Source organism: uncultured Jatrophihabitans sp. (assembly GCF_964252635.1).
Taxonomy (GTDB): domain Bacteria; phylum Actinomycetota; class Actinomycetes; order Mycobacteriales; family Jatrophihabitantaceae; genus Jatrophihabitans.
Genome location: NZ_CAXUNP010000021.1, coordinates 38,013 through 50,886, shown reverse-complemented (window position 1 = coordinate 50,886; position 12,874 = coordinate 38,013). Strand labels below are relative to the sequence as shown.

Below are 12,874 nucleotides of genomic sequence, written 5' to 3'. Positions count from 1 at the left end.
GCCCCCGGGCCGGCCGACGGCGGGTCAGCTCGTGGACTCGGCGGCCGCCTCGGTGTCGTCGGCGGCGTTGCCCGACTGCGCCTCGGTCTCGTTCTCGGCGTTCCCGGCCTTGGGCTCGGCGTGCTCGCCCTCGGGCGACTTCTTCTGCTCGCCGGCCTGGTCGCGCTGCGCCTTGTTCTTCGGGTCGCCCTTGACCTCGTCGACGTCGTCCGCATGCTCCTTGGCCAGGCTGCCGTCAGCGCGCAGCCCGACCTCGGAACCCGAGGTCGCCGCAGACGCGCCCATGCCCAGCAGCGACACCTGAGTGACCCAGAACGTGACCCGGCGGACCTTGCCGAACGTGGTCAGCTCGGCCCACGTCGTCCGCTTGGGCAGATGCAGCTCCCCGATGAGCGGGAGGCTCCTGCTCACGACCTCACCCCGTTCGGCTCGCCCGACACGCAGGGTGTGCGGTTCGCTCCGCGAGCGTTGCTCACGGGAACGCCGGGACGCGCTCGGCCTGCTGGATGCGCTCGGCCTTCACCTCGGCCGGCTCGACGTACGGCACGCCCTTCCTGCGACGCTGCCCGCCCGGGAACGCCAGGCGCAGGATCGTGCGCTGCACGCCGCCCCACTGCTTGCGCATCGGCCCGGTGTTGTACGGCAGGTTGTAGCGCTCGCAGATCTCGCGGACGCGCGGTGCGATCTGCTGGTACCGCGAGCTCGGCATGTCCGGGTACAGGTGGTGCTCGACCTGGTAGGACAGGTTGCCGCTGAGAATGTGGAACGTCGGGCCGCCGTCGATGTTCGCGGCGCCGATCAGCTGGCGGACGTACCACCCGCCGCGGGTCTCGTTCTCGACCTCGTCCTCGGTGAACACGAACGTCTGGTCCGGGAAGTGGCCGCAAAAGATGATCGCGTTGGACCAGACGTTGCGGACGATGTTGGCGGTGAAGTCGGCCCAGAACGCCGACTTGAAGCCCGCCTTGGCGTGCGTCGGGCCGGACGCCGCAGCGGACAGGCCCGGGTACACGAGGTAGTCCTTGACGATCTGGCGCAGGCCCTTGATGCCGATGGACTTGGCCTCGTCGTTGAACTGCTTGCGCGACTTCTGCCCCTTGTTGACGGCGCTGAAGTCGAGGTCGTGGACGGCGACGCCCCACTCGAAGAACGCCATCAGCAGCAGGTTGTAGAACGGCTGCAGCAGGAACGAGGGCTTCCACGGCTGGCGCGGGTCGATCCGCATGATCTCGTAGCCGACGTCCTTGTCCTTGCCGATGACGTTGGTGAAGGTGTGGTGCACGTAGTTATGGGAGTGCTTCCACGCCGCGGCCGGCGACGCCGTGTCCCAGTCCCAGGTGGAGGAGTGGATGTTCGGGTCGTTCATCCAGTCCCACTGGCCGTGCATGACGTTGTGGCCGATCTCCATGTTCTCGAGGATCTTGGCCAGCGACAGCCCGGCGGTGCCGACCACCCACGCCGGCTTGAACCGGGAGAACAGCAGCACGCCGCGCGACGCGGCGATGAGGCGCCGCTGGAAGGTGATCATGTTGCGGATGTAGCGGGCGTCGCTGTCACCCAAGGAGTTGAAGATCTCGTCGTGCAGCTCGTCGAACTCCTTGCCGAGCTCTTCGAGCTGCTCGTCGGTGAGCTTGTACAGCGGGTTCTCGGGGTTGTACGGAAGGTCGAACTTCGCAGGCATGCGGGTCCTCTCGTCTGCGCGGATGGATCAGAGGTCTATCTCGATCTCGCCCTCGGGGGCGTTGATGCAGGTGCGCACCATCTGGCCGTTGGCCTCGGTGATGGAGCCGGTACGTAGGTCGCGGACCGCGCCGTCGCGAAGGCGCCCGACGCAGGTGTGGCAGATGCCCATCCGGCAACCGAAGGGCAGCGTGGCCCCGGCGTTCTCGCCGCCGACCAGGATGGACACGCCGGCGTCGCACTCGGCGTCGAGGTCGGTGACGCGGAACCGGACGCTGCCGCCGTCGCCGGACCCGCCGCCCACGCCGATGACGGGCTGGAAGCGCTCCAGGTGCAGGTGCTCGGCCAGGCCGTCGTCGGCGAACCGCTTCTCGACGTCGTCGATGAGCTCGCGCGGGCCGGACAGGAACGTCTCGCGCTCGCGCCAGTCGGGGCACAGCTCGTCGAGGTCGTCGGGCGTCATGCGCGGGCGCTCGCTGGTGTAGAGCTCGATCAGGCGGTAGCCGTCCTCACGGTCGGCCATCGAGCGCAGCGGGGTGCCGAGGATGACGTCGTCCTTGGTGCGGGCGCTGTGCAGGTGGATGACGTCGTCGAGGGCGTCGCGCCGCTCGAGCTCGCGCAGCATGGCCATGATCGGCGTCACGCCGCTGCCGGCCGAGATGAACAACGCCTTGCGCGGCAGCGGGTCGGGCAGGACGAACTCGCCCTCCACCTCGCCGAGGTAGACGCGCTGGCCGGCCTGGACCCGCTGGTTGAAGACCGGCGACATCCGCCCGCCCTCGGTGTGCTTGACCGTGATGCTGACCAGGCCCTCGGGGTGCCCCGGGTCGGAGGTGATGGAGTAGGCCCGCCAGTGGCGGATGCCGTTGATCTCCATGCCGATGCGCAGGTACTGGCCGGGCTTGTGGGACGGCCACGCGAAGTCGGGCTTGATGACGACCGAGACCGCGTTGCCGTGGTGGCTGATCGTGCGTACGACTGTTCCGGTCGCCTCGCGGGTGGACCAGGTTGGACGAACCAGGGCGAAATAGTCGTCCGGGAGCAGCGGCGTGGTCATGGCCCGCCCGATCCGGGAGACCTGGCGGCGTAGGAAGGACACCTTGGGTGTGGCGCCCATTTCGACCATGGAGTCTCCTTCGTCGCTGACGACCTCGGCCCACCGTGTCAGTTTGAGTGTACGAGTGTCAACTCAAACCGCCAGGTCCGTGCCGCGTGTGATACCCGCCTCGCCGACGGCTTAAGCTCTCCGAACGACCCGACTCAGCGCAGACGGACGGAGACCTCCAGTGCCCGAATCGACCAAGTTCGTCTACAACTTCGCCGAGGGCAACAGGGAGTTGAAGGACCTGCTGGGCGGCAAGGGCGCCAACCTGGCGGAGATGACGAACCTCAAGCTGCCGGTGCCGCCGGGGTTCACGATCACGACCGAGGCCTGCCGGGCCTACCTGAAGAGCGGCCGGGTCCCGGAGGGGTTGGACGAGGAGGTCAGTGAGCATCTGACCGCCCTGGAGTCCGAGATGGGCAAGAAGCTCGGGCAGTCCGACGACCCGTTGCTGGTGTCGGTCCGCTCGGGGGCGGCGTTCTCGATGCCGGGGATGATGGAGACCGTCCTGAACGTGGGGCTCAACGACCAGTCGGTGCGCGGGCTGGCGGCCCAGGCCGGCGACGAGCGGTTCGCCTTCGACTCCTACCGCCGGTTGATCCAGATGTTCGGCAAGACCGTGCTGGGCATCGACGGCGAGCACTTCGAGCAGGCTATCGACGCGGTCAAGGCCGAGAAGTCGGGCGGCGACGGCGCGGGCGGGGACTCGGTGAGCGACCTGGACCTCGACGCCGAGGACCTGCGCAAGCTGGTCGAGACGTTCAAGGACGTGGTCATCGAGCGGGCGGGTCGTCCGTTCCCGCAGGAGCCGCGCGAGCAGCTGGACCTCGCGGTGCGGGCGGTGTTCGAGTCCTGGAACACCAAGCGGGCGGTCATCTACCGGCGCCAGGAACGCATCCCGGGGGATCTGGGCACGGCGGTGAGCATCTGTTCCATGGTGTTCGGGAACCTGGACATGGCCTCGGGTACCGGGGTGGCGTTCACCCGCGACCCGGCCTCCGGTGCGCAGGGTGTCTACGGCGACTACCTGCAGAACGCCCAGGGCGAGGACGTCGTCGCGGGTATCCGCAACACGGTGGGTCTGGCGGAGCTGGAGCAGCTGGACAAGCGCTCCTACGACGAGCTGATGCAGATCATGCAGACCCTCGAGGAGCACTACCGCGACCTGTGCGACATCGAGTTCACCATCGAGCGCGGCAAGCTGTGGATGCTGCAGACCCGCGTCGGCAAGCGCACCGCCGCGGCCGCGTTCCGCATCGCGGTGCAGCTCGTCGACCAGGGCCTGATCGAGATGGACGAGGCCATCGAACGGGTGTCCGGGGCGCAACTGGCCCAGCTGATGTTCCCCCGCTTCGACGCCAAGGCCGGTGCCGGCGGGGCCGACGGCAAGGGCGTCAAGCCGGTCGCGCGCGGGATGAATGCCTCGCCCGGCGCCGCCGTCGGCAAGGTCGTCTTCGACTCCTACACCGCGGTGAAGTGGGCCCGGTCGGGCGAGTCGGTCATCCTGGTGCGCCGCGAGACCAACCCCGACGACCTGGACGGGATGATCGCCGCGGCCGGCATCCTGACCTCGCGCGGCGGCAAGACGAGCCACGCCGCGGTGGTGGCCCGGGGGATGGGCAAGACCTGCGTCTGCGGCGCGGAGGCGCTCAAGGTCGACACCAAGCAGCGCACCGTCACGGTCCCGGGTGGCCGCATCGTCCGCGAGGGTGACGTCATCTCCATCGACGGCACCAGCGGCGACGTGTTCCTCGGCGAGGTGCCGGTGGTCGACTCGCCGGTGGTCCGCTACTTCGAGCAGGGCCTGGACGCCCTGCGCGCAGAAGCCGGCGAGGAGGTCGACGCCGTTGACGATCTGGTGCTGGCCGTCGACCGCATCATGTCCCACGCCGACGGGGTGCGGCGCATGGTGGTCCGCACCAACGCCGACACCCCGGAGGACGCGGCCCGGGCCCGGCGCTTCGGCGCCCAGGGCATCGGGTTGTGCCGCACCGAGCACATGTTCCTGGGCGAACGACGCCACCTGGTGGAACGGCTGATCCTGGCCGACACCGACACCGAGCGTGACCGCGAGCTGGCCGAGTTGTTACCGATGCAGCGCGAGGACTTCGTCGGCATCCTCGAGGCCATGGACGGGCTGCCGGTCACCATTCGCCTGCTGGACCCACCCCTGCACGAGTTCCTGCCGAACATCACCGAGCTGTCGGTACGCGTCGCGGTCGCCGAGGCGCGCGGCGAGGAACGCGAGAACGACCTGCGCATGTTGCAGGCCGTGCACCGGCTGCACGAGCAGAACCCGATGCTCGGGCTGCGCGGCGTACGCCTCGGCGTGGTCATCCCCGGCCTGTTCGAGATGCAGGCCCGCGCGATCCTCGAGGCAGCCGCCGAACGCATCCGCGCCGGCGGCGTGCCGCGCGTCGAGATCATGGTGCCGCTGGTGGCCAACGTGCAGGAGTTCGAGACCATCAAGCACGCCATCATCGAGGTCGCGCGCGAGGTGCGCGCCGAGACCGGCGTGCACCTGGAGTTCCTGGTCGGCACCATGATCGAGCTGCCGCGGGCCGCGCTGACCGCCGAGCAGATCGCCGAAGCCGCCGAGTTCTTCTCCTTCGGCACCAACGACCTCACCCAGACCACCTGGGGCTTCTCTCGCGACGACGTCGAGGCCGCCTTCTTCTCCGCCTACCTCGAGAAGGGCATCTTCGGGGTCAGCCCCTTCGAGTCCATCGACGTCGAGGGCGTCGGCGCACTGATCAACATCGCCGTCGACAAGGGCCGCTCCCGCCGGCCCGGCCTCAAGCTCGGCATCTGCGGCGAGCACGGCGGTGACCCCGACTCCGTCCACTTCTTCGAACGGGCCGGCCTCGACTACGTCTCCTGCTCACCGTTCCGCGTCCCCGTCGCCCGCCTGGAAGCCGGACGGGCGAAGGTCGGCGGCTGACCCGCCGGCTCAGAAGGCGGTGAACACCGCCGCCAGGTCGTCGTCGCCGTGCCCGGCCTCCGACGCCCCGTCGAACAGTGCTCGGACCGCCTCGATCAGCGTCGGGTCGACGTCACCGGCGCGGGCCGCGTCGTCGATCAGACCGAGGTCCTTGCGCCCGCCGTCGAGGCCGAACGAGGGCGTGAAGTCGCCCTTGATCATCGCGCCGCCCTTGAGCTGGGCGTAGGGGCTGTCGGACGCTCCGCCCTCGATGGCCTGCAGGAACAGCGCGGGGTCGACCCCCAGCCCCTTCGCGATGGCCACCGACTGTGCGGTCGCGGCCGTGATCGACAGGATCCACGCGTTGCAGGCCAGCTTCAGGGCGCTGGCCCGGCCGAGGTCGTCACCGGCGACGATCGTCTTGGCGCCGACCGCGTCGAGGACCGGCTGCGCCCGTTCGATCAACGCCGAGGGGCCGGACACGAGCGGTACGAGCTTGCCCTGCTCGGCCGGCTGCTTGGTGCCGAGCATGGGCGCGTCGAGCAGCTGTTGGGAGCCGGCGGCCTGGGCGATGCGGGCGATCCCCTCGGGCCCCACGGTGGCCGACTGCAGCCACACGGCGTCCGGGCCGAGCGCGCCGGTCAGCTCGCGGGTCACGTCGAGCACCGCGTCGGCGTCGAAGAGCATGGTCATGACCACGTCCGCCCCGTCGACGGCTGCGGCCACGGAGTCGGCGACGCCGATGCCGTCGTCGGCCAGCGGCTCGGCCTTGGACCGCGTGCGGTTCCAGGCGGTGACCTCGTGCCCGGCCCGCTGTGCGGAACGGGCCATGCCGGCCCCCATCGTCCCGGTGCCCAGTAGCGCGACTCTCATCTGGTGGTGCCTCTCTGTCGGTGGTGCTGGTCGTGGTGCCGGTCGTAGTAACGGGTCGGTGTTCGGGCCACGACGGCCCGTTCGGGTCAACCGGTACGGTCGGGGAGTGTTCCGCCGCCGGCCCCGCTCCTCCGACACCGGTGCCGTGGCCGCGTTCCCGACGCTCGCCCGTCGCGGGCTGCCGCATGGTGGTACCCACGTCCTGCCCAGCATCGGCCTCGTCCAGCAACTGCTCGACGAATTCGGGCTCCGGCACGCGATCGACTCCGACGGCGACCTGATCGTCCGGTGGGAGAAGTGCTCGGTGTACTTCTTCTTCTACGGCGACCAAAATGAGGTGCTGCAGGCGCGGCTGTACCTCAACCGCAGGTTCAGTGTCGACGACCGTGGTGCGTTGACCGTGCTGCTCGACGAGTGGAACCGCACCCGCCTGTTCGCGAAGGCGTACACGATCCTGCCCGACGACGGCATGGTCAGCGTGTGCGCCGAGCAGTGCCACGACTTCGAGGCCTCGACGCGGGCGCAGATCAAGTACGCCGTCGCGATGTGGATCGACATCCTGTTGCGGTTCAGTGACTGGATCGACGAGCAGATCTGACCCCTCAGCAGTGAGCGACGCTCGCGGAGCGAACCAAAGGATGACGGCTTGGCCGACCCGAACGAAGTGAGGGTGACCGGTTACGACGCCCACGCGCGGGCGCGCTGGGTGGACGAGCCGCCCAAGCGGGCCGGCGCCGAGGCCGGTGCGCGGGGTCGTGAGGACTTCGCCCGTGACCGCGCCCGGGTGCTGCACTCCTACGCGTTCCGCCGGCTCGCCGACAAGACCCAGGTCGTCGTGCCGGGCGAGGACGACTTCCCCCGCACCCGCCTGACCCATTCGCTCGAGGTCGCCCAGATCGGTCGCGAGATCGCCGACTCCCTCGGCTGCTCCGCCGACCTGGTCGACGCCGCCGGCCTCGCCCACGACATCGGGCACCCGCCGTTCGGCCACAACGGCGAGGCGGCGCTGGACGCCGTGTCCGGGTCCTGCGGCGGCTTCGAGGGCAACGCCCAGACGCTGCGGGTGCTGACCCGGCTGGAGGCCAAGGTGCTGCGCGACGGTGGCGCCGCCGGGCTGAACCTCACCCGCGCAGCGCTCGACGCCACGTGCAAGTACCCATGGCCGCGCCGCGAGGGCACCGCGAAGTACGGCGTGTACGCCGCCGACCGCGCCGCCTTCGACTGGCTGCGCGACGGTGCGCCGCCCGGGCGCCGCTGCCTCGAGGCACAGATCATGGACTGGGCCGACGACGTCGCCTACTCGGTGCACGACGTCGAGGACGGCGTGCACGCTGGGCACATCCGGCTCGCAGACCTCGACGCCGACGCCCGGGCGTCGCTGTGTGAGGTTGCCGCGGCGCAGTACTCGCCGCAGGCCGCGGCCGACCTCGCGCCGGTGCTCGACGAGCTGTTGCTGCTGCCGACCCTGCGCGACCTCGCCACCTACGACAGTTCCTACGCCGCGCAGGCCGCGGCCAAGCGGGCCACGAGCGAGCTGACCGGCCGTTTCGTCGGTGCGGCCGTCACCGCGACGCAGGAGGCGTACGGCGTCGCTCCACTGTCGCGCTACGACGCCGACCTAATCGTCCCCGACCGCGTCGCGGCCGAGTGCGCGTTGCTGAAAGCCGTGGCGGTCCTGTTCGTGATGCGCCGGCCCGGCACGCCAGACCTGCAAGCCGGCCAGCGACGGCTGCTCACCGAACTCGTCGAGGCCCTGTCCGACGGTGCCCCGCACACGCTGGACCGCGGGCTGGTGCCCGCTTGGCACGCCGCCGGTTCTGATGCCGATCGACTGCGCGTCGTCGTGGACCAGGTCGCCCAGCTCACCGACTCCTCCGCGGTCCTGCGGCACGCGCGGCTCTTACGCCCCGACTGAACCCCCGCGAACAACAGCGCCGGACCGTCGGCGAGCGACGATCCGGCGCTGGTGACCACCCGGGTGGGATCAGAGGTCGATCGAGTTCGCCGCCCCCGGGGTCACGGCGTCCGTCGCCGTGCCGGTCGAGAACACGTACGTGCCGTGCTCGAGCGTGCGCGGCCCGGAGGCGTTCATGTCGCCCTGGACGACGCCTAGCGTGGTGGTCGGGAAGCTGACCCGCACCGTCCGGGTCTGCCCCGCAGCCAGCGTCACCCGGGTGAACCCGGCCAGCCGCTTCGCCGGCACCAGCACCGCACTCTGCGGTTGCGAGGCGTAGACCGGCACCACGAGGTCACCGGCCTGCGACCCGGTGTTGGCGACGGACACCGTCACCGACACCGTGTTGCCCGACCGCCGGACCTTCGACACCGACGCGGTCGTCGTCGTGTACGACAGCCCGAAGCCGAAGGGGTACGCCGGCTGGTACACCGAGCCGGTGCCGTTGTAGGTGTTCGGCAGCGTGTTGTACAGGTAGTCCGACGGCTGGTCGGTGGCGAGCTTGGGCCAGCTCACCGGCAGCTTGGCGCTCGGGTTCACCTTGCCGTACACCAGATCGGCGACCCCGTTGCCACCCTGCGAGCCCGGCCGCCACGCGGCCAGGATCCCGTCGGCGTCGCCCGCGCTGCCCAGCACGTCCGGGCGGTCGTCGATGAGCACGACGATCACCGGCTTGCCGGTGGCCCGCAGCGCGCTGACCATGGCCTGCTGGTCGCTCGGCAACGTGGGGTCACGCTGGTCGTTCGGACCTTCCGCGCCCGGGCCCCGGCCGAGCACGACAACGGCAGCGTCGGCGCTCTTGGTCTTGCTGACCGCATCGGCCTGCGTTGCGGCGTAGGTGACGTTCGACCCGCCGGCCGTCTCCATACCCTGACGTACGGTGACCGCGGATTCCTTGCTGCCGTCCGGCACGCCCTGCCAGCCGACGCTCCAGCCACCGAGGGTGTCGGCGACAGAATCCGCAGCCGGACCGGTGACGACGACCTTGGCCGACGGCTTGAGCGGCAACGCGCTGTTCTGGTTGCGCAGCAGCACGGTGCTCTCGGCGGCGGCCCGACGGGCCAGTGCCGTGTCCGCGCCCAGGATCGCGTTCGCCTTCGCCGCGTTCACGTAGGGGTTGTCGAACAGGCCCAGCTTGAACTTCATGGTCAGCACCCGCGTCACGGCCTGCAGGATGCGGGATCGCTTGATCAGCTTGTCGCTGATGGCCGCGTGCAGGTTGGTGACGAACGCGTTGGCGTCCAGCGGCTCCATCGTCACGTCCACGCCGGAGTTGATGGCCAGCGCGATGGCGTGCTCGTAGTCGCCGACGACGTGGTACTTCTGCCACAGTGCGGCAACGTCGTTCCAGTCGCTGATGGCCACACCGGTGAAGCCCAGCTGCTTGCGCAGCACCGTCGTCAACAGGTACTTCGACCCGGTGGCCGGCACCCCGTTGATCGACGCCGAGTTGACCATGATCGACAGCGGGTCGGCGTCGATGGCCCGCTCGTAGGACGGCAGCTGGTAGGTCTGGAAGCCACGCAGCGAGGTGTCCAGCGCCGACCGGTCCAGGCCGCTGTTCGAGGCCGCGTAGCCGGCGAAGTGTTTGACACTGGCCGCGACGCGCGGCGATGTCTGCAGGCCCTTCACCGATGCGGCCGCCATGGTGCCCGCGAGTACCGGGTCCTCGCCGAAGGACTCGTAGTAGCGACCCCACCGCGAGTTGGTGTCGACGTCGGCGACCGGCGAGAACGCCCAGCGCACGTTGGTCGCCGCCGCGGCGCGCCCGGCCGACTTCTGCGCCGCCGTCACCAGCGACGGGTCGAAGCTCGAGCCCATCCCGATCTGCTGCGGGAACAGCGTGGTGCCCACGACGTCGTTGTGACCGTGGACGACGTCGGCGCCGTAGACGATGGGGATGTGGTGCGGGGAGTGGTCGATGGAGTACTTCTCGAGGGCGTTGATCTGAGTGGCCCACGTCTGCGGGGTGTTCGGGTAGGCGCCCTCACCCGGGACGTCGCCGCCGCCGGACAGGATCGACCCGACCTTGTCGGTGCTGAGGATCTGCTGGGCCTTGGCGGCGTTCAGGGGCCCGGCGTTGTACCCCGTCCCGTCGCCGTAGAGCTGGCCGACCTGGATCTGCACGAGTTGGCCGATCTGCTCGTCCAGCGACAGCCGATGGGCAAGATCCCGGGCGCGGGCGGCCGGCGTGGCGTTGGGCTGCTTGTAGACCGCGGTGCTCGCGTCGGAGCTGGCCGCGGTGACGAGCCCGGCGGCGACCACCCCCGTGACCGCGAGTCCGGCGAGCGCGATTTTCGGTCGGGACCGTCGATGGTTCATGGGCACCTGTGCCTCCGGTGGGGGATGAGCGTGGCCCGGCCGACCGGCAGTGTGAGCTGGGCCACTACGGCAAACAGGACGAAGCTGACACCCAACCTGTGAGCTAGTCAAGCATTTCCGGCATTTCGGACGCCGGGGTGTCGGAGCGGGTTGCTCAGTCGACCGCACGCCGGCGGAACCCGATCATGCCGAGCACCACGAACAGCGCCGTCGCGGCCAGCATCACCGGCACCGTGATCGCCGCCTGCAGGTGCGGCGAGTCGGGCACGATCGCGCCGCGCATGGTCTCGCTGACGTAGGTGAGCGGGTTGACGAGCGTCAGCACCTGGAACCAGCGCAGGTGCGACAGCGACGGCCACGGGTACTGGGTGCAGCCGGTGAAGATCAGCGGCGTCAGGACCAGCGCGAACATGATGTTGATGCGGGTGGGCGGCACGAAGGTGCCCAGTGTCATGCCGACGGCCGAGCCCAGCACCGACCCGACGACGATGGTGACGACGAGCAGCGGCACGCCGTCGGGGTGGATCGACAGCGACCCCAGGATCCAGTAGCCGAGCGGGAACATGACCGCGGCCGCGACGACGGCCCGGATCGTCGCGAAGGCCATCTTCTCGACCGCGACGGCCATGATCGGCAGCGGCGCGAGCAGCCGGTCCTCGATCTCGCGGCTGAAGGAGAAGTCGAGCACCAACGGCAGGGCGGTCGCCTGCAGGCCGGTCAGGACGGTGGTCAGGGCGATGATGCCCGGGAACAGGAGTCGCGAGTAGCCCGCGTTCGCGGCGCCGATCTCGGTGAGGATCTTGCCGAAGACGAACAGCAGGAACAGCGGCTGCAGCAGTACCTGGGCGAGGAAGACCGGCAGCTCGCGGCCGGTGACGAACAGGTCGCGCCCGAGCACGGCGAGGAACGCCCGCCCGGCCCGGGGCGCGGCGTCGGTGCGGGTCGGTCCGTCGACGGCGGTCACCGCAGGCCCCTTCCGGTCAGTGAGATGAATACGTCCTCGAGGCTGGCGCGGCCGAAGGACAGGTCGTTCACCGTCGCGCCCCGGGCGTTGACGAGCCCGGCCACGTCGGCGACGAGGTGGGCCGGGTCGCCGGCGACGTACAGGCGGGCGGTGTTCGGTTCGCCCGTCTCAACCCGCTCGACGGTGTCGAGCTCGCGCAGCCCGTCCAGCAGGCCGGGGGTGCTCTCGACCGGGTCGGCCAGGGTCACGTCGACGGTGGCGCTGCCGGGCAGGGCGCGGGTCAACCCGTCCGGGGTGTCGAGGGCGAGCAGCGTGCCGTGGTCGACGATGCCGACGCGGTCGCAGAGCTCGGTCGCCTCGTCCATGTCGTGCGTGGTGAGGATGACGGTGACGCCGTCGCGTTGCAGGTCTCGCACGCGATCCCAGACGAACAGCCGGGCCTGCGGGTCGAGACCGGTCGACGGCTCGTCGAGGAAGAGCACGTCCGGGCGGTGCATGAGGGCCCGGGCGATCATCAGCCGCTGCGACTGGCCGCCGGAGAAGCGGTCGACCTTGTCGCCGCCGCGGTCGGCGAGCCCGAACTGCTCGAGCACGTCGTCGGCCCGCTGCGCGCGGGCCCGCTTGGCGACGCCGTGGTAGGCGGCGTGGAAGATCAGGTTCTGCCGGGCCGTCAGCTGGCGGTCGAGGTTGACCCGCTGCGGCACCACGGCCAGCCGGGCACGCGCCGCCACCGGCTGGTGGACGACGTCGATGCCGCTGACCGTCGCGGAGCCGGAGGTCGCCACCACCCGCGTCGTCAGGATGCCGATGGCGGTCGACTTGCCCGCGCCGTTCGGGCCGAGCAGGCCGAACACCTCCCCGGGCGGCACCGCGAAGGACAGCCCGTCCACGGCGTTGACCGTGCTCTTCGGGTAGCGCTTGACGAGATCCCGGACCTCGACGGCGGTCGCCGCCTCACTGTGCACAGTCCCGATTGTGCCCGCACGGCGTCGTCGGACCCGCGGCCTAGACTTCGTGGTGAGCGACGCTTGCGGAGCGAACAATGGGCTCAGCGTCACG

10 protein-coding genes are annotated in these 12,874 nt (G+C 70.1%); 3 read left to right on the top strand and 7 right to left on the bottom strand.

The window, feature by feature from the left end; all coding sequences use genetic code 11:
* Positions 1-24: 24 nt before the first annotated feature.
* The 3 genes from ACFFCA_RS11430 to ACFFCA_RS11420 form a co-directional block, all read right to left on the bottom strand.
* A complete protein-coding gene (locus ACFFCA_RS11430) occupies positions 25-411 on the bottom strand; it encodes a hypothetical protein (RefSeq protein ID WP_375484837.1) in 387 nt (128 codons plus the stop codon).
* Positions 412-472: 61 nt separating this feature from the next.
* Entirely contained in the window at positions 473-1,681 is a 1,209-nt protein-coding gene (locus ACFFCA_RS11425) for a fatty acid desaturase family protein (RefSeq protein WP_375484835.1), read from the bottom strand.
* Positions 1,682-1,708: 27 nt separating this feature from the next.
* Positions 1,709-2,806, bottom strand: coding sequence for a ferredoxin reductase (locus tag ACFFCA_RS11420; protein WP_375484833.1), 1,098 nt, complete (start codon positions 2,804-2,806; stop codon positions 1,709-1,711).
* Positions 2,807-2,966: 160 nt separating this feature from the next.
* On the opposite strand from ACFFCA_RS11420, the gene ppdK reads away from it, so the two are divergent.
* Positions 2,967-5,723 (top strand): pyruvate, phosphate dikinase, encoded by a 2,757-nt coding sequence (gene ppdK, locus ACFFCA_RS11415; protein WP_375484831.1) that lies wholly within the window; start codon positions 2,967-2,969, stop codon positions 5,721-5,723.
* Between the two features lie 9 nt (positions 5,724-5,732).
* On the opposite strand, the gene ACFFCA_RS11410 is transcribed toward ppdK, so the two are convergent.
* Positions 5,733-6,665: an NAD(P)-dependent oxidoreductase gene (locus ACFFCA_RS11410; protein WP_375484829.1), complete on the bottom strand. Its 933-nt coding sequence runs from the start codon at positions 6,663-6,665 to the stop codon at positions 5,733-5,735.
* 16 nt (positions 6,666-6,681) lie between these two features.
* Between ACFFCA_RS11410 and ACFFCA_RS11405 the strand changes: the two genes are divergently transcribed.
* Positions 6,682-7,173, top strand: a complete 492-nt coding sequence (locus ACFFCA_RS11405) for a YbjN domain-containing protein (RefSeq protein WP_375484827.1) — start codon at positions 6,682-6,684, stop codon at positions 7,171-7,173.
* A gap of 72 nt (positions 7,174-7,245) precedes the next feature.
* Positions 7,246-8,490: a deoxyguanosinetriphosphate triphosphohydrolase gene (locus ACFFCA_RS11400; RefSeq protein ID WP_375484825.1), complete on the top strand. Its 1,245-nt coding sequence runs from the start codon at positions 7,246-7,248 to the stop codon at positions 8,488-8,490.
* A 69-nt stretch (positions 8,491-8,559) separates the two neighbouring features.
* Here ACFFCA_RS11400 and ACFFCA_RS11395 read toward each other — a convergent pair whose 3' ends face one another.
* The 3 genes from ACFFCA_RS11395 to ACFFCA_RS11385 form a co-directional block, all read right to left on the bottom strand.
* Positions 8,560-10,851 carry a glycoside hydrolase family 3 N-terminal domain-containing protein gene (locus ACFFCA_RS11395; protein ID WP_375484823.1) on the bottom strand — a complete coding sequence of 764 codons (2,292 nt, stop codon included), beginning with the start codon at positions 10,849-10,851 and terminating at the stop codon, positions 8,560-8,562.
* Between the two features lie 154 nt (positions 10,852-11,005).
* The gene (locus ACFFCA_RS11390) at positions 11,006-11,815 is read right to left on the bottom strand and encodes an ABC transporter permease (RefSeq protein ID WP_375484821.1); all 810 of its coding nucleotides are present in this window, start codon (positions 11,813-11,815) and stop codon (positions 11,006-11,008) included.
* Positions 11,812-12,780 carry an ABC transporter ATP-binding protein gene (locus ACFFCA_RS11385; RefSeq protein WP_375484819.1) on the bottom strand — a complete coding sequence of 323 codons (969 nt, stop codon included), beginning with the start codon at positions 12,778-12,780 and terminating at the stop codon, positions 11,812-11,814. The genes ACFFCA_RS11390 and ACFFCA_RS11385 overlap by 4 nt, the downstream gene beginning before the upstream one ends.
* Positions 12,781-12,874 lie beyond the last annotated feature (94 nt).

Excerpts from the sequence above, each read along its gene's own strand:
- ACFFCA_RS11420 (WP_375484833.1), bottom strand. The coding sequence starts at position 2,806 with ATGGTCGAAATGGGCGCCACACCCAAGGTGTCCTTCCTACGCCGCCAG.
- ACFFCA_RS11425 (WP_375484835.1), bottom strand. The coding sequence starts at position 1,681 with ATGCCTGCGAAGTTCGACCTTCCGTACAACCCCGAGAACCCGCTGTAC.
- ACFFCA_RS11395 (WP_375484823.1), bottom strand. The coding sequence starts at position 10,851 with ATGAACCATCGACGGTCCCGACCGAAAATCGCGCTCGCCGGACTCGCG.